The organism is Deltaproteobacteria bacterium, from assembly GCA_005879535.1.
Lineage (GTDB): Bacteria > Myxococcota > Myxococcia > Myxococcales > 40CM-4-68-19 > 40CM-4-68-19.
The window spans coordinates 128,389-145,035 of sequence record VBKI01000047.1; the positions used below are offsets into that span (position 1 = coordinate 128,389).

Annotated in this window: 11 protein-coding genes; 6 read left to right on the forward strand and 5 right to left on the reverse strand. The window is 67.5% G+C overall.

From position 1 onward, the window contains the following. Positions 1–2: 2 nt before the first annotated feature. Genes E6J58_04230 through E6J58_04240 form a run of 3 tightly spaced genes read left to right on the forward strand, consistent with a single transcriptional unit; the run spans position 3 to position 4,230 of the window. Entirely contained in the window at positions 3–2,285 is a 2,283-nt protein-coding gene (locus tag E6J58_04230; protein TMB40915.1) for an EAL domain-containing protein, read from the forward strand. 7 nt (positions 2,286–2,292) lie between these two features. Continuing rightward, positions 2,293–3,345, forward strand: a complete 1,053-nt coding sequence (locus tag E6J58_04235) for a haloacid dehalogenase type II (protein ID TMB40916.1) — start codon at positions 2,293–2,295, stop codon at positions 3,343–3,345. A 3-nt stretch (positions 3,346–3,348) separates the two neighbouring features. After that, the gene (locus tag E6J58_04240; protein ID TMB40917.1) at positions 3,349–4,230 is read left to right on the forward strand and encodes a dihydrodipicolinate synthase family protein; all 882 of its coding nucleotides are present in this window, start codon (positions 3,349–3,351) and stop codon (positions 4,228–4,230) included. Here E6J58_04240 and E6J58_04245 read toward each other — a convergent pair. After that, positions 4,187–5,821 (reverse strand): long-chain fatty acid--CoA ligase, encoded by a 1,635-nt coding sequence (locus E6J58_04245; protein ID TMB40918.1) that lies wholly within the window; start codon positions 5,819–5,821, stop codon positions 4,187–4,189. The two genes, E6J58_04240 and E6J58_04245, sit on opposite strands and share 44 nt — an antisense overlap. An 87-nt stretch (positions 5,822–5,908) precedes the next feature. On the opposite strand from E6J58_04245, the gene E6J58_04250 reads away from it, so the two are divergent. Together E6J58_04250 and E6J58_04255 are read left to right on the forward strand one after the other, a co-directional pair. Further along, positions 5,909–8,353 (forward strand): hypothetical protein, encoded by a 2,445-nt coding sequence (locus tag E6J58_04250; GenBank protein ID TMB40919.1) that lies wholly within the window; start codon positions 5,909–5,911, stop codon positions 8,351–8,353. Beyond that, positions 8,344–9,723, forward strand: a complete 1,380-nt coding sequence (locus tag E6J58_04255; protein ID TMB40920.1) for a hypothetical protein — start codon at positions 8,344–8,346, stop codon at positions 9,721–9,723. The genes E6J58_04250 and E6J58_04255 overlap by 10 nt, the downstream gene beginning before the upstream one ends. 1,415 nt (positions 9,724–11,138) lie before the next feature. On the opposite strand, the gene E6J58_04260 is transcribed toward E6J58_04255, so the two are convergent. Together E6J58_04260 and E6J58_04265 are read right to left on the reverse strand one after the other, a co-directional pair. Next, positions 11,139–11,552 carry an acyl-CoA thioesterase gene (locus E6J58_04260; GenBank protein TMB40921.1) on the reverse strand — a complete coding sequence of 138 codons (414 nt, stop codon included), beginning with the start codon at positions 11,550–11,552 and terminating at the stop codon, positions 11,139–11,141. 9 nt (positions 11,553–11,561) lie between these two features. Continuing rightward, entirely contained in the window at positions 11,562–12,023 is a 462-nt protein-coding gene (locus tag E6J58_04265; GenBank protein TMB40922.1) for a hypothetical protein, read from the reverse strand. Between the two features lie 101 nt (positions 12,024–12,124). Between E6J58_04265 and pepQ the strand changes: the two genes are divergently transcribed. Beyond that, a complete protein-coding gene (gene pepQ, locus E6J58_04270) occupies positions 12,125–13,414 on the forward strand; it encodes a Xaa-Pro dipeptidase (protein TMB40923.1) in 1,290 nt (429 codons plus the stop codon). Positions 13,415–13,432: 18 nt separating this feature from the next. On the opposite strand, the gene E6J58_04275 is transcribed toward pepQ, so the two are convergent. Both E6J58_04275 and E6J58_04280 read right to left on the reverse strand, forming a co-directional pair. Beyond that, positions 13,433–14,749: a POT family MFS transporter gene (locus E6J58_04275; GenBank protein ID TMB41069.1), complete on the reverse strand. Its 1,317-nt coding sequence runs from the start codon at positions 14,747–14,749 to the stop codon at positions 13,433–13,435. 79 nt (positions 14,750–14,828) lie between these two features. Beyond that, entirely contained in the window at positions 14,829–16,646 is a 1,818-nt protein-coding gene (locus E6J58_04280; GenBank protein ID TMB40924.1) for a M2 family metallopeptidase, read from the reverse strand. Position 16,647: the final 1 nt, after the last annotated feature.

Below are 16,647 nucleotides of genomic sequence, written 5' to 3' on the forward strand. Positions count from 1 at the left end.
CGATGCACCCGCGCCTCCGTCGCCAGCTCGCCTCGCTTCGCACCGAGCTGCCGCCGGCGTTCCGTCAACTGATCGCCGCCATCGACGCCCATTACCGTGAATTCGACGCGGAGCGGGCGGAGCTGGAGGAGTCGCTCGCCTCGGTGACGGCACTGCTGCATCGCGCGCAGAGCCGCGCGGCGGCCGCGAGAGGGCGGAAGAACGAACGGCGGGAGAAGGCTGCCAAGGCGCAGCGGCGCCTCTCGCGCCTGCTCGAGAAGAGCCGGGTAGCCGTGTTCGAGCTCACCCCCGAGCTGCTGATCCGCATCGCGAACCCGGCGGCGGCGCGGCTCTGCGGCGCCGACGCGGAAGAGTTGCCGGGCAAGCGCATCTTCGAGGTGCTCGAGCCGATCGGCGCGGAGGACCTGGCGTCGAAGTGGAGCGCGCCGCTGCGGCAGGGCGAGCCGGTGGCCCGCACGCTGGCGTGCTCGACCCGCGACGGCCGGTCGCTCGCGTGCGACTGGGTGTTCCTGCCCCGCGTCCGTCGCGACGGATCCGTCTCCCGGATCACGCTGGTGCTGCGCGACCAGACCGAGGCGGTGGAGAAGCACGACGCGGTCCGCGAGCGGGAGGACCGTCTCTCGGTTGCGCTCTCCAGCACGCCCGACGTGCTCTGGGACTGGGACCTTCGCGCGAACCGCCTCTACCTGTCCCCGCGCTGGCAACAGCTGGTGGGCGGTCCTCCGTCGGCTACCGGCAATCCGGGCGACTGGCTGGACCGCGTTCATCCCGAGGACGCCGCACCGCTGCGGGCGGCGCTCACCGCCCACATCGAAGGGCATACCGACTCGTTCGAGCACGAGCACCGCGTCCGCCACGCCGACGGCGACTGGCGCTGGGTGCTGGCGCGCGGGGCCGCCCGACGCGACGAGAAGGGAACAGCCGTTCGCGCCGCCGGGCTGATGAACGACATCACCCGCCACCGCACGCTGGTGGAGCGGATGGCGCACGACGCCCGGCACGACGCGCTCACCGGGTTGCCGAACCGGACGTTGTTCCTCGATCTGCTGCGCCACTCGTTCTATCGCACCCGGCGCCACGAGGATTACCGCTTCGCGGTGCTGTTCATCGACATCGACCGCTTCAAGATGGTGAACGACGCCTTCGGCCACGAGGCCGGCGATCAGCTCCTGCAGCAGATCGGACGGCGGCTGGAGTCCTGCCTGCGCGAAGGCGATACCCTCGCGCGGCACGGCGGCGACGAGTTCACCATGTGGCTCGACGACGTGCGCGGATCGGCGGACGCCGTGCGGGTGGCGGACCGCGTGCACGAGGTGATGCGGGAGCCCTTCGAGGTCGGCGGGCAGCGGGTCCAGTCCAGCGCGAGCATCGGCGTGGCGGTGGGATCGTCGCAGTACCAGAAGGCCGAGGACGTCCTGCGCGACGCGGACGTGGCCATGTACCGGGCCAAGGCATTGGGCAAGGCGCGGACCGCGGTGTTTCAGCGGGAAGCCATCGAGGGCGCGCCTGCCCATGTGCAGATGGAGAGCGACTTGCGCAGCGCGCTGGTGCGCAACGAGCTCTGCGTCCACTACATGCCCATCGTCGACGTGATGACGGGCAAGGTCCGGGCGGTCGAGGCGCTCGCGCGCTGGCAGCATCCGCGGCTCGGGCTCGTGCCTCCCTCCAAGTTTCTCGGGCTGGCGCAAGAGGCGGGCCTGATCGTGTCCATCGATCAGTGGGTGCTGCAGACCGCGTCGCGGCAGCTCCAGGACTGGCGCCGGGACATCGCCACCGCCAACCGGCTGTCCATCTCGGTGAACTTCTCCCGCGATATCCTCGAGCAGGCCGACGTGGGCGCGCACATCGATCGGGTCCTGCGCGAATCCCATCTGGTGCCGGCCGATCTGAACATGGACATCAACGAGAGCGTGCTGGCGCCCGACAACGGCATCGACAACCTCGCCGATCTCCACCAGCGTGGCCTCAAGTTGCACATGGACGACTTCGGCGTCGGGCAGGGCTGGCTGCGCCACCTGCACAAGATCGAGGTCGACACGATCAAGATGGACCGCTCCTTCCTCGCCGGCGGCGGGGATCGCGACCGGCAAGTGCTCGGACGCATCGTCCAGATCGCGCGCGATCTGGGAAAGACGGTGATCGCCGAGGGAGTGGAGACGAAGGAGCAGGCGCGCCTGGTGCGCGAGGTGGGTTGCTCGCTGGCCCAGGGCTTCTTCTTCAGCCCGCCGCTCGATCCGGCGAAGACGCGCACGCTGCTCCAGGGAGGCGTGCTCGACGTGGTGTGAGGCCAAAATGCGCTTCGCGATCGTGGCCTTCGATCTGTACGGGACGCTCCTCGACGTGAGCGGTCTTGCGAAGCGGCTGGAGCCGTTCGCCGGACCCGGTGCCGCCGATCTGCTCGCAAGCTGGCGAAGCGCCCAGCTCGAGCGGACCTGGCGGGAGAAGTCGTACGAACCGTTCGATGCGGTCACCGCGCGAGCGCTGGAAGAAGTCGCGCCCCGCCTCGATGCGAGCACCCGGCGGCGCATGTGCGAGACCTGGCTGTCGCTGCCGGCCTTTCCCGACGCGGGCGCCGCCCTCGAATCGCTGCACCGGGCGCGCGTCCGGCGCGCCATCCTCTCCAACGGGACGCCGGCGATGATCCGCTCAGCGCTGGCAGCCGCGGATCTCGACGTCGACGAGGTGCTCAGCGCGGACGACGTGCGCGCGTACAAGCCGAAGCCGGCGGTCTACGGGCTTCTCGATCGGGAGCGGTCGCTGTTCGTCAGCGCCAACGGCTGGGACGCCGAAGGCGCCAAGCGCAGCGGGCTGAGCGTCGCCTGGATCGACCGCGGGACGCCACCGCCGGCGGTGGCGCCCGACCTGCACGTGCATTCGCTGGCCGAGCTCGCGGCAGCCATCTGGCGCGACCAGGGCGTGCGGGTGGTGAAGGGCAGCGAGCTGGATCCCAACACGGCGCAGACCGAGGGCATGTCGAGGGCGGCAGCGATCGACCGTGCCCGGGCAGGGGCCGAAAAGATCTGGGCGGGCACCGTGACCATCCATGCGAACGCGAAGACCGGCGCGCACCATCACGGGCCCCTCGAGTCGGTGATCTACGTGGTTCGCGGCCGGGCCCGAATGCGCTGGGGAGAGAAGCTCGAGTACACCGCCGAAGCCGGACCGGGCGACTTCATCTACGTGCCGCCTTACGTTCCGCACCAGGAGATCAACGCCAGCCGCGATCAGCCGCTCGATTGCGTCGTCGTGCGCTCGGGACAGGAGCCCGTGGTGGTGAATCTGGACATCGCGCCGGCGGAGCCGCCGGAAGAAGTGAAGTGGATCGATTCGATCCACACCTCGTGACCTATGCAGGGCGTCCTCGCACCGGTCCTCACGCCGTTCGATCGCGATCTGAACCCGGATGCGCCGCGGTTTGCGCGCTTCTGCCGGTCTCTGCTCGAAGAGGGCTGCGCCGGGCTGGCGCCGTTCGGCACCACCAGCGAGGCGAATTCGCTCTCGCTGGACGAGCGGGAGCGGCTGCTCGACGCCCTTCTCGATGCGGGCATTCCGGCGGAGAAGCTGATTGCAGGCACCGGCTGCTGCGCCCTGCCGGACACCGCGCGCCTGTCGCGCAAGGCGGCGCGCGCTGGTTGCGCCGGTGTGCTGATGCTTCCGCCGTTCTATTACAAGAACCTCACCGAAGAGGGACTCTTCCGGAGCTTCGCGCAAGCCATCGACCGCGCCGCAGAGCCGAAGCTGCGCGTGTACCTGTACCACATCCCGCAGGTCTCCCACGCCGGCATCCCGCTGCCGGTGATCGGGCGCCTGCTGAAGGCGTATCCGGGCATCGTCGTGGGGATCAAGGACAGTTCCGGCGACTTCGAGAACACGCGCGCGATCCTGCGCGCCTTCCCCGGATTCGAGGTGTTCGTCGGAAGCGAGAAGTTCCTCCTCGCCAACCTGCGCGAAGGGGGAGCAGGGTGCATCACGGCCACCGCCAACCTGAATGCCAGGGCCATCGCGCAGGCCTTCCGCGAGCGGACCGAGGAGCAGCAGCGCGAGATCGACGCCGTCCGCGCTGCGTTCGAGCGCTTCCCGCTGATCGCCGGTCTCAAGGAAGCCTTGGCCGCGCGCACGGGCGATCCGTCCTGGCGCGCGGTCCGGCCACCGCTGGTGGAGCTCACGCCGGAGCAGCGCGACGCCTTCAGCAGGGCGCTTTCTCTGCGTGAGGCAGCCGGAAGTCCCTGAGCTGGTCGCGCAGCGCCGCCTTGAGGAACTTTCCCGTCGCCGTGCGCGGGATCTGCTGCAGGAACACGAACGCGTCCGGCAGCCAGAACTTCGCGAAGCGCGGCTCGAGCCAGGCGCGCAACTCTTCGTCGCTCGCCTTCGCTCCGTCCTTGAGGACGACGCAGGCCACGGGACGCTCCGACCATTTCTCGTGCGGTACCGCCACCACCGCCGCCTCCTTGACGGCCGGATGACCCATCAGGGCGTTCTCGACGTCGACCGAGCTGATCCACTCCCCGCCGCTCTTGATCAGGTCTTTCGAGCGGTCGGTGATGCGCACGTATCCCTCGGGATCGATGGTCACCACGTCGCCGGTGCGGAACCAGCCGTCCGTCGTGAATTTGTCTTCCTCCGCCGGGTTCCGGAAGTAGGAGCGCGCTACGCACGGGCCGCGGACGTGCAACTCGCCCATCGATTTGCCGTCCCAGGGCACTTCGCCGCGATCGCCGACGGCGCGAATGTCGACGAACGGCACCGCCGTCCCCTGCGTGGCCCGGAGGCGGAACCGCTCGGAATCGGGCAGCCGGGCCGCGCGGGGACCCGGCTTGCAGATGGTGCCGATGGGCGACATCTCGCTCATGCCCCAGGCGTGGATGACCCGGAGGCCATGCCGCTTCTCGAAGCCCTCGATCATCGCCTGCGGAGCGGCCGATCCGCCGACGATCATCGTGTGCAGCGCCTTCAGGTCCCACTTGCCCGGATTGCAGTCGAGCTGATCCAGGATGGCGAGCCAGACGGTGGGCACGCCGGCGGTCAGCGTCACTCCCTCGTCCGCGAGAAGGTTCAGGACGCTGACCGGATCGAGATGCGGCCCCGGGAAGACCTGCTTCGCGCCGACCATGGTCGCCGTGAACGGAAGGCCCCAGGCATTGACATGGAACATTGGCACGACCGGCAGCACCACATCCGACTTCGCAAGCCCGATCGAGTCCTGCAGCGCCGACATCAGCGAGTGCACCACCAGCGCCCGATGGCTGTAGAGCACGCCCTTGGGATGTCCGGTCGTCCCGGAGGTGTAGCAGAGGCCGGCGGCGTCGTTCTCGTCGATGCGAGGAGGGGAAAAGTCCGGCCGCTCCGATTCGATCAGCTGTTCGTAGTCGATGGCGCCCTCCGGCGCCGGCTGGCCGTGTCCCCAGACGATGACGTGGCGCGGCTTCACCTCCGGACGGATGCGCTCCCACAGTCCCCACAGCACGTCGTCGACGATCACCACCGAATCGTCGGCGTGATTGATGATGTACGCGATGTCCTGCACGGAAAGCCGCGGGTTGAGCGTGTGCAGCACCCCGCCGCAGAGCGGAATCGCGAAGTAGGCCTCCAGATGGCGGCCGTGATTCCAGGCGAGGGTGGCGACGCGCTCGCCGGGTTTCACGCCCAGGCGCGTGAGCGCATTGGCGAGCTTCTGGGCGCGGCGGTGGAAGTCCCCGTAGGTGCTGCGCTGGATCGACTTGTCCGGCCTGCGCGAGACGATCTCGGTGGCGGCGAAGTACTTGCGCGCGCGATCGAAGAAGTGCACCAGCGTGAGCGGGTCCTGCATCATCAGTCCGTCCATGGCGCCTCCCGTCCGGGATCCGCGACTCTACACCCTTGAAATGCAGGGTGTCGTGGAGCGTAAGATGCGCGCCCTTCCGGAGACGACATGCTCCCTGCGCTCCTTCTCGCCGTCGCGATGTCCGCAGCCGCAACCCCCATGACCGTCGACGAAATCGTCGCCCGCCATCTCGAGGCGCGCGGTGGGGCCCAGAAGCTCGCGGCCGTGCAGAACCTCAAGGTCAGCGGCAAGGCGTTCTTCGGCGGCGACGACTTCACCATCACCGCCGAGTTCGCCCAGGTGCGCAAGCGGGCCAATCAGATCCGCACCGAGGTCACCCTCCAGGGACTGACGGGTATCGACGCGTACGACGGCCAGCAAAGCTGGAGCGTGGACCCCTTCCAGGGACGCAAGGATCCCTTCCGCACCACCGCCGACGAAGCGCGCGGGCTCGCGCAGGACGCCGACCTCGACGGCGCGCTGATCGGCTGGCGCGAGAAGGGAAACCAGGTCAGCTATCTCGGAACCGAGGACGTCGACGGGACGCCGGCGCACAAGCTCCGCATCGCGCTCAAGGACGGCGACGTGCAGTACGTCTACCTCGACCCCGACTATTTCCTCGAGATCCGCCGCGTGAGCGAGCGCCTGGTGCGCGGCTCGGAGCGGGTCACCGAGACCGACTATGGCGCGTACGCGCAGGTCAACGGCGTCTGGTTTCCCACCTCGGTGGAGTCGGGCCGCAAGGGCGCGCCGAAGACGCAGCGGTTCACGCTCGACAGCGTGGAGGTCAACGTCCCCGTCGAGGACGGGATCTTCCGCTTTCCCGCCGGGCCGGGAGCGCGCGCCATCGTTCCGCCGAAGAAGCCGGCGCCGCTGCTCGCCCAGGCGCCCGCGCCCAGGAGTGCGGCGAAGGCGCCGGCGATCGATTCCGGCGTCATCTCCGGATTGAACGCCCGCAACATCGGGTCGGCGACGATGAGCGGCCGCATCTCCGCCGTCGCCGGGAGAAACGTCGGGGGAAAGACCTTGCTGTTCGTGGGAGCGGCCAGCGGCGGGGTCTGGAAGAGCCAGGACGGCGGCACCACCTTCAAGCCCGTCTTCGACAAGCAGCCGGTGCAGTCGATCGGCGAGGTGCAGATCGATCCCAAGAATACGCAGGTCATCTGGGTGGGAACGGGTGAATCGTGGACGCGCAATTCCGTCTCCATCGGCGATGGCATCTACAAGTCCGTCGACGGCGGCGAGAGCTGGAAGAACATGGGGCTCGGGAAGACGGAGCGGATCACGCGCATCGTCATCGATCCGCGCAACACCGATACCGTCTACGCCTGCGCGCCCGGGAAGCTGTGGAGCGACAGCCCGGATCGCGGCCTCTACAAGTCCACCGACGGGGGAAAGACCTGGGACCTGATCCTGACCGGGCCGAATCTCTCCACCGGCTGCAGCTCGGTCGCCATGGATCCCCGCAACCCGGACGTGCTCTTCGCCGCCCTCTGGGACTTCCGGCGCAAGGGGTGGACCTTCCGCTCCGGTGGCAACGGGGCGACCGCGGCGAGTGCCAGCGCGCTCTTCAAGTCGACCGACGGCGGGAGGAACTGGACGGAGGTCAAGGGTCTCGGCCCGAAGCCTTGGGGCCGGGTCGAGGTTGCGATCGCGCCTTCCAACTCGAGTGCCGTGTACGCGTTCGTGGAGTCCACCGCGTCCGCGCTGTGGCGCTCTTCCGACGGCGGCAACACCTGGGACAAGCGCGACAACAGCCAATGGATGGTCTGGCGCCCCTTCTACTTCGCCCGGCTGATCATCGACCCCGCGAATCCAGAGCGCGTGTTCAAGACCGACGGCGCGCTCATCGCCAGCGACGACGGCGGCAAGAGCTTCACGCAGGTGGGCGGCTTCGGCGCCACGCATGGCGACTGGCACGACCTCTGGATCGACCCGCAGAACCCCAAGCACATCGTCGGCGGCAACGACGGCGGAGTGTTCATCTCCTTCGACGGCGGAAACCGGTGGTGGAAGAACAACAACCTGCCGGTCTCGCAGTTCTACCATGTGGCCATCGACGACCGGGATCCGTACCGGGTGTACGGCGGCCTCCAGGACAACTCGAGCTGGGTAGCGCCGACGGCGTACGGCGGCGGCATCTCGAACGCCGTCTGGGAGAACCTGTACGGCGGCGACGGGTTCTGGACGGTCCCCGATCCCACCGATCCGGAAGCGGTCTATGCCGAGGCGCAGGGCGGGTACATCGGTCGCGTCGATCGACGACTGCAGATCGCTCGCGACATCCAGCCGAAGGCGAACTACAAGGAACGGCTCCGCTACAACTGGAACACGCCCATCTACGCGAGCCCCACCCAGAAGGCGACGCTCTACATCGGCGCGCAGGTCCTCTTCCGCTCGCGCGATCGCGGCGACAGCTGGGAGCGCATCTCGCCGGATCTGACCTCCAACGATCCGGAGAAGAGGAGCACACCACGATCTACTCGATCAGCGAGTCGCGGTTCGACGCGAACACCATCTGGGTCGGCACGGACGATGGCAACGTGCAGTTGACGCGCGACGGCGGAAAGACCTGGAACAACCTGGTGCGCAACGTGAAGGGGCTGCCGCCCGCGTCGTGGGTGAGCTGGGTGGAGGCGAGCCGCCACGATGCGGCTACCGCGTACGCCGCGTTCGACAGGCACACGTTCGGCGACATGGATCCCTGGGTGTACCGGACGACCGACTTCGGGAAGAGCTGGACGCGTATTGTCGCGCCGGAGCAGGGCGTCAGGGGCTACGCGCACGTGGTGAAGGAGGACCTGATCCGCAAGGACCTCCTCTTCGTCGGCACCGAGCTCGGGCTCTGGATCTCGGTCGATGGAGCGAGGAGCTGGGCCGAGTTCAAGGGATCGGACTTCCCGGCGGTAGCGGTCCGCGATCTGCAGATCCATCCCCGCGACGGCGACCTGATCATTGCCACGCACGGGCGCGGGATCTGGATCATCGACGATCTCGCTCCGCTGCGCGCATTCTCCCAGCAGACGCTTGCGCAAGAGGCGGCGTTCCTGCCTTGGCGAACTACGCAACAGCGGATCGCGGGGCAGGGGGGATGGGCGGAGGGCGACGCCACGTTCACCGGCCAGAACCCGGCGACCGGGGCGGTGATCAGCTACTACCAGCGGACCCGCCACCTGTTCGGGCCGATCAAGCTGGAGGTTCTGGACGCGCAAGGCAACGTCGTTGACACGATTCCCGCGTCGAAGCGGCGGGGGATCAACCGGGTCTCCTGGACGATGCAGGTCAAGCCGCCGCGGGTGCCGCGCGCCGCGGCGGTGGCGTTCGGCGGCTCGCAGGGTCCGCGCGTCGTGCCCGGGACGTATACGGTGCGGCTCACCAAGGGCACGCAGGTCTACCAGACGAGGCTCGACATCGGACTCGACCGGCGGGCGCCCTGGACGGTCGCCGACCGGCGGCAGCACTTCGAGGCGTCGATGAAGGCGCATGCGCTGTTCGGGGAGATGAGCGACCTGGTGGACGGGATCGATTCCGCCACCGTGGCGGTGGCGCAGAAGGTGAAGGCGCAGCCGCAGGATGCGCGGCTTCCGCCGCTTGGCGCGAAGCTGGAGGCGATGAAGAAGAAGATCGTGGCGACGAAGGAGGGGGGCGCGATCACCGGAGAAGAGAGGATCCGGGAGCACACAGACCATCTCTATTCGGCGCTCCTGTCGTGGGAGGGGAAGCCGGCGCGGTATCTGCTGGAGCGGACGGAGGCGTTGCGCAGGGAGCTCGCGGACGTGCGCGCGGAGTTCGATGCGGTGCAGCCGCAGATTCAGGCGATGCATCTGGAGCTTCGGCCTGTTCTTTTCGTGCCGCGGATGGCGTCGGCTTGCATCCATGACGGCGACGAGTGCCAGGGGTACCGGGAGACCAGCGCGCGGTAGTGCCAGGATAAAGTGCTTTGGAGCTTGGGATGGCGGGTTCCGAATCTGATCCGGGGGGTGGACCTGCCCGGAACCTTGCGCCTCGAACCCCAAGCTCCAAAGCTGACTAAACACCGGTAACGTTCTCGCCGCCTTTCGGCGGCCGCGAGCTGCAGGCTGCAAACCAAATTCAAGTGGCGCGAACCCGACAGCTGTTCGCGCCCTTTGAGTGTGCCCAGCGACCCAGAAGCCGACCGAAACGATGGTCCCCTTCGAAGGTTCCAGCCTCGCCTGCCGCCGCGCAGCCCGGGTTGACCCCGAACTACGCCGCCTCTCGTGAAGTTCGTCGCTCCCCGGAGTCTTGTATGCGGACGAATTGCGGGATCATTGGGTTCCCCGCTCCCGCCACGGCCTCGGATTTTCACCCGGGCCCACGCGGTCTCTCTTCGTCCGCCGTCCACCCCATCTTCCGATGAGGTTTCATCCTCCCTCGAGCTTTCCGCCTCCTTCAGAGTTCTACGGCCTGCGCGCCGCCCTTCGTGCCTGGTTGAACCTCGCGACCCAACCGAACAGCCGAAGAGCGCCTTCCTTGGGGTTCCCTTCCCTCATCGCGACTTCAGCAGCCGGCGTCTACCATTCCGCGGGGATTCCCGACCCAGCGGTCACGTTCCGTCCTCGACGTTTCTCACGTCCTCGACGGTTTCCTCCGCCAACTGCCTTCGCGGGCTTGTTTCATCCCGCTGCCACGTCCAGGGTTTGCCCTTCAGGGGTTTGTCCCTCGCCGCGGAGCCGTACCGGGTTTACCCGGCCGATTCATGCCCTCCTGCCGTTGGACGCAGCCGCCTGTGACCAGCGACCGCGCCCTCGACTTCAGGGCTTTGCTCCCCGCTCCGAATGCGGTGTCGGTCTAGACGGGTTGGGCCTCGACCGATCCGCGCCCCTCCTGGGCTTGAGCTCCTCCGGGTTCTCTCCCCGCGCAACGTGGGAACGCCTTCACGTCCCCTCCGCCCTCGACCTTGACCAGGAGGAACCCCTCCCGGCTGATCCCCGGCGTCTCGCCGTTGCATGGATTGGCTTGCCTGGATTCAGGCTGCCGACCCGCTCGAGCTTTCTGGCCTGAACCCCCGTCCTCCTTTCGAAAGTCGGGTTCGAGGCCTCGTTTCAGGCGGCCCACCGAGCCGCCGGACACGCAGACCCATAGAGCACGCGTCGTGCCATGCCGCGCGCGGCGTAACTACTCGGAATTGTTGAAAGTCTGGATCAGGCTGACGCGCACGATCTGGACACATTTCTGTGCGCGGATTGGGGATTTTCCGGGGGAGCCTGTGGTCGGGTTGTGAACAAGGGGTGCGAGCGTGTCGGTAGCGCGATGTGAATTGTGCAGGGTGTGGACGATCGATCAGAAGCTGGTCGAGTCGTACAGAGACGCATCAGACTCAGGTCAGAGCATTCTCGGGCTCCAACGGGAACACCCTGCGCACGTCCCCAGGAATCCGCGTAGGCCGTCCGCGAGCCAGGTCGACGTACACCCAGTCGGTCGCCGCGCGGCAAAGCAACTCGCTTCCGCGGAAGATCTCGGTCCGCCGCACGCTGTTTGCGACCTTCATCGACTCGACGCGCGTCTCGATGCGCAACCGGTCGCGCAGGACCGCCGCGCGCAGGTACTCGATCTCGTGCCTGCGCACGACCCACGCTTCGCCGCGCGAGATGTACGCCTGCTCGGAAAATCCCAGCGCTGTCGAGTGCGCCAGCGCCGCGTCCTGGACCCAGCGCAGGTAGACGAGGTTCGAGGCATGCCCGAGGTTGTCGATGTCGGCCTCGAGCACCTCGACTTCATGGAGGAACGGCATTCGCCGAGCTTACGCCGCCTTTGCGTGCGCCGCGTTCCACTTCTCGCGCGCCTCGCGCTGCGCCTTGGCGGAGAGCTCCTTGCGGTGCTTGTCGCAGATGTAGCCGAACCGCGGGCCGCGCGACATGTTCTTGCAGCCTTCGACCCGGCAGTGCATGTCGAGCCGGCGCCCGCCGCCACCGCGGCTGGCGCGGGCAATACGGGCCGCCTCCTGGTTTTCCTTGGCGCGTTCGGCGAGGATCCTCTTCTGCTCCCGGACGGGAACGCTCCGTGCATGCTCACGGCAGAACCAGCGGTTGCGGGGACCTGCGCCGGCGTTCTTGCAACCCGGAAACGGGCACATGCGGATGCCGGTCCGCCGGCCGCCGCGTGCAAAGGCGGAGCGCGCGAACATCTGCTCTGCGCGCGCTGCGATTGCGGAGGCGAACTGCTCGATGAAATTGTCCAGCAGGCCGTGGATGGGTTTGGGCATGTTCGTCCGCCAAGAAACGCGGCTTGAAAGCTGGCCGGTGGGGCTCATTCTCTAGCCGATTCGACAATGGATTGCTAGAACCAACGTCTTAAGCGAGTACCATGGAGCTTGGTAATCTACATCGGGCGCACGTCGGGCAACTGTTGCGACAAGTTGCTCCCCTGCTGGAGAACGGCGGTTTTTCGGCGCTGGTCGTCCACTCAGGGACGCCGCTCAAGCGCACCGACGCGGACGATCAGTACTGGCCGCTGCGACCCACGCCGCACTTCCAGCACTGGCTTCCCCTCGCCGACCCGGGGTGCCTGCTGATCGTCGTGCCGGGACGAAAGCCCGTCCTCGTCCGTCCCCATCCGCAGAGCTTCTGGGAAGCGCTGGCTCCGCCGGAAACGGATCACTTCTGGGATTCGTTCGAGGTCATGGACGCGGCGCCCGCCTTTCCCAAAGGGCGCGTGGCTTTCGTCGGCGACGATGCGGCCGCGGCGGCCGCGCTGAAGATCGCCGACGTCAATCCACCGGCGCTGGTGCGCGCGCTCGATGCGCTGCGCGTCTACAAGACTCCATACGAGGTGGAATGCCTCGCCGAGGCGAATCGCAGAGCGGCGCGCGGGCACGAGGAGCTGCGGCGCCTGTTCCAGGGCGCGGATCCGAGCGAGCTCCAGCTGCATCTCGCGTTCCTCGGCGCCACCCGGCAGGACGATGCGGAAACGCCTTACAAGAACATCGTGGCGCTGGGAAAGCACGCGGCGACGCTCCACCACGTCAGCTACGCGAAGCGCGCCCAGCCGGCGCAGTCATTGCTCGTCGACGCCGGCGCCTGTTTTGCCGGCTACTGCTCCGACATCACCCGCACCTGGGTGAAGGGTGGCGGAGCGGGCGCGACCGCTTTCGCGCAACTCGTCAGCGCCATGGAAGCGATGCAGCAGAGACTCTGCGCGCAGGTGCGGGTGGGGATGCCCTACGAGCAGCTCCACGACGAGTCGCACCGGCAGGTCGCCGCCATCCTGCGCGAGGTCGGAATCTCGCCGCTGCCGGCGGACGAGCTGGTCTCGCGCGGGATCACTCGCGCGTTCTATCCGCACGGCCTCGGGCATTCCCTCGGGCTGCAATGCCATGACGTCGGCTGCGCCCTGCGGCCGCCGCGCGAGGACAATCCTTTCCTGCGCAATACGACCGACATTGCGCCGGGACAGGTCTTCACCATCGAGCCGGGGCTCTACTTCATCGAGGCGCTGCTCGCGCCGTTGCGCAAATCGCCCGACATCGACTGGAAGCTGGTCGACGCGCTCACGGCTTTCGGCGGGATCCGCATCGAGGACGACGTCGTGGTGCAGGACCAGGGGATCCGCAACCTCACCCGCGAAGTCCTGCCGGTCGGCGGCGGGCAAGCCTGAAGAACTTCATCTGAGACGTTACGCGGGAACGCTTTCCTGATTCGCGGCGACGAAGGCGACCGGCTTGTAGAGCGCGGCGATGACGGCAAAGAGGATGGCGCCGGCGGTCATGAAGGCTGCCCAGAAGAGGAAGTAGTTCGCGCGCGAGGCGAACTCCACGTTGCGCGTCACCAGGCTGGTGACGAAGGAGCCGCCGCCGATGCTCAGCGTGTACATGCTCATGATCGCGCCCTTCATCCGCCTGGGCGCCTGCGTGTATGCGAACTCCAGGCCGGTCACGCTGACGAGGGTCTCCGCCACGGCGATGATCACGTACTGGATCGACTGCCAGGCGATGTGCGGGTGATCGCCCCCATCGATCCAGCGCTGGATCATCGCCGCGGAGAGGAAGGCGGGGACCGCGATGAACATCCCCGTCGTCATGCGCCGCAGCATCGTCGGCCGCAGCCCGGCGCGCTCGAGGGCGGGATACACGGCGTACGCAAAGAGCGGCACCATGATCAGGATGAGGATGGCGTTGAGCGCCTCCATCTGCGCCGACTCCATGTGCCAGCCGAATACGTCGCGGTTCATCTGCTCGGCCTGGTTGAACCACGACGAGCCGTACTGGAAATAGAGCGCCCAGAAGGTGATCGTCGGCGCGAAGACCATCGCGATGCGGAAGACCGAGCGCGTTCCTGTCACCGCCTCCTCGCCGTGTTTGCGGCGCGCCGCGTCCTCGCCTTCGCGGAACCGGGTGCGAAGCACGGCGACGAAGGAGTTGGGATCGCGGCCCGCCGGCGGAACCTTCACGTACAGGCGTTTGCCGGCGAGATAGATGACGAGCGCGAGCGCCATCAGGACGCCCGGCACGCCGAAGGCCCACGCCACCGCGCTGCGCTCGCAGAGCTTGATCGCGCCGAAGGCGCACCCCGCCAGCAGCCAGGGCGTAGCGATCTGGGACGTCGCCGAGCCGATGTTGATGGCGACGTAGAAGAGCGAGTAGACCCGGTCGAGCAGGCCGCGCTGCTCCTGGCGGAACTGATCTCCCACGAACGCGGAGAGATTGGGCTTGATGCCGGCCTGCCCCACCACGATCAACGTCATGCCGAGGAACAGCAGGCTCGCGCGCGCCCCCGGAGCGAGGTCCATCGCCGCCAACGTCGCGTGGCCGGCGACGTATCCGTAGGAGAGCCAGAGGATCGTTCGATAGCGCCCGAAGAAGCGGTCGGAGAGCCATGCGCCGACCACCGTCATCGCGTACGCGGCCGCGACGAAGTCGTGGTAGACGCCCTCGGCGCGGTTGCGCGGCCAGTTCAGGTACTGCTGCATGTACGGAACGAGGATGGTGCTCATCCCGTAGAAGCTGAACCGCTCGCAAGCCTCGTTGCCGAGGATGTATTTGACCGCGGCCGGGAACCTGCGGCCGTTCACGTCACCAGCCACATCGCTTCCCCTGGTTCTGCTGCTTCAGCCATCCTTCCAGCGGCTGGAAGTACTCGAGCAACGCGCTCCCGTCCATCTGCCGCTGACCGGTCATCGCCTCCAGCGCGTCCGGCCACGGCTTGCTGGCGCCGAGCGCGAGCATCTTCCAGAGGCGCTGGCCCGCTTCCTTGCTGCCGTAGAACGAGCACTGGTGCAGCGGACCTTTCTGGCCGGCGGCCTGGCACATCGCCCGGTAGAACTGGAACTGCAGGAGCCGCGCGAGGAAGTACCTCGTGTACGCGACGTTTGCCGGGATGTGGTACTTGGCGCCCGGATCGAAGTCCTGTTCGGTGCGCGCGACCGGCGCGGATACGCCCTGGTCCCTGGTGCGCAGCGCCCACCAGGCCTTGTTGTACTCCGAGGGCGCCGTCTTTCCGCTGAACACGTCCCAGCGCCACTGGTCGATCAGCTTGCCGAAAGGCAGGAACGCGACCTTGGCCAGCGCGTTCTTCATCTGGAAGTTGATCACCGCCTTCTCGTCGCTCTGGATCGCCGGGACGAGGCCGAGCTGCTTCAGATACCCGGGCGTCATCGAGAGGACCAGCGCGTCGCCGATGGCCTCGTGGAAGCCGTCGTTCGCTCCCGCTTGATAGAGGAACGGCAGCTTGTAATAGGCATGGAAGTAATAGTCGTGCCCGAGCTCGTGGTGGACGGTGGTGAGATCCTCCTCGGTCGGCGGGTTGCGGATGCACATCTTGATCCGCAGGTCGTCGGAGAAGCTGACGTCCCAGGCGCTGGCGTGGCAGACCACCTCGCGGTCGCGGGGCTTTACGATCATCGACCGTTCCCAGAACGTCTTCGGCAGAGGATCGAGCCCCATCGAGGTGAAGAACGCCTCGCCGGTCTTCACCACCCGCGTCGCGTCCCACTTCTGCGCGGCGAGCGCACCGTCGACGTCGAGGTTGGCGACTCCCTTGTACGGCTCGACCAGCGGATAGACGTTGGTCCATTCCTGCGCCCACATGTTGCCGAGCAGGTGCGCCGGGATCGGCTTGCCGTCGGGGACCTTGTCCTTGCCGTAGGTCTTCTGGAGCTGCGCGCGGACATAGCAATGCAGGTCGTCGTACAGCGGCTTCACTTGCTGCCAGAGGCGGTCGGTCTCCTTCTCGAACTGCTCGGGAGGCATGTCGTAACCGGCGCGCCACATGTCGCCCATGTTGGCGAAGCCGGCGCCGCGCGCGCCCTCGTTCTCGAGCTGCACGAACCGCTCGTAGCGCTGGCGCTGTGGCCGGGCCGTATCGTGCCAGGACCGCCAGGCATCGAGCAGCTCATCGTAGTTGTGGCTGCGGTCGACGATCTTCGAGAGCTCCTCGAGGTCGCGGCCCTTCGCATCCTTGGCGGCGCCGTAATAGCCCTCGAGCCGCGCGCCCAGCGAGGTCAGCTCCTGCCGCTTCGCCGGATCGTCGATGACGAGGCTCCCGATCCGCAGCAGGTAGAGCATCCGGGTGGTATCCGCATCGAGCGACATGTCCTTGAACTTCGTCGCCGTCTTCGCGGCGTCGCTGGAGTATGCCAGCAGGCGCTCGTTGGCGACGGCGGCGTTCCGCTCGGTGTCGTCGGTGATGTACGTGCTCTTGATCCACTCCGCCGTCGACGACTCGACCGACAGGTGCTTGAGGTCCTCGTTCACCTTCGCCACGAATTGCTTCGCGTCGCCCGGGGACGCCTGCCGCACCTGGGCGCTGCTGGTGGCTGGAGGCGCCTGCCGGGTGGCGGCGGGCGCGCACGCGACGAGCGCGCCGGCAGCGAGCACGAGGGCGTTCTTCATG

What these genes read in the sequence shown, in the direction of transcription:
- E6J58_04235 (TMB40916.1), top strand. Translation starts at nt 2,293, where the DNA reads ATGCGCTTCGCGATCGTGGCCTTCGATCTGTACGGGACGCTCCTCGAC.
- E6J58_04275 (TMB41069.1), bottom strand. Translation starts at nt 14,749, where the DNA reads ATGAGCACCATCCTCGTTCCGTACATGCAGCAGTACCTGAACTGGCCG.
- E6J58_04280 (TMB40924.1), bottom strand. Translation starts at nt 16,646, where the DNA reads ATGAAGAACGCCCTCGTGCTCGCTGCCGGCGCGCTCGTCGCGTGCGCG.
- E6J58_04265 (TMB40922.1), bottom strand. Translation starts at nt 12,023, where the DNA reads ATGCCCAAACCCATCCACGGCCTGCTGGACAATTTCATCGAGCAGTTC.
- E6J58_04250 (TMB40919.1), top strand. Translation starts at nt 5,909, where the DNA reads ATGCTCCCTGCGCTCCTTCTCGCCGTCGCGATGTCCGCAGCCGCAACC.
- E6J58_04230 (TMB40915.1), top strand. Translation starts at nt 3, where the DNA reads ATGCACCCGCGCCTCCGTCGCCAGCTCGCCTCGCTTCGCACCGAGCTG.
- pepQ (TMB40923.1), top strand. Translation starts at nt 12,125, where the DNA reads ATGGAGCTTGGTAATCTACATCGGGCGCACGTCGGGCAACTGTTGCGA.
- E6J58_04245 (TMB40918.1), bottom strand. Translation starts at nt 5,821, where the DNA reads ATGGACGGACTGATGATGCAGGACCCGCTCACGCTGGTGCACTTCTTC.
- E6J58_04260 (TMB40921.1), bottom strand. Translation starts at nt 11,552, where the DNA reads ATGCCGTTCCTCCATGAAGTCGAGGTGCTCGAGGCCGACATCGACAAC.
- E6J58_04240 (TMB40917.1), top strand. Translation starts at nt 3,349, where the DNA reads ATGCAGGGCGTCCTCGCACCGGTCCTCACGCCGTTCGATCGCGATCTG.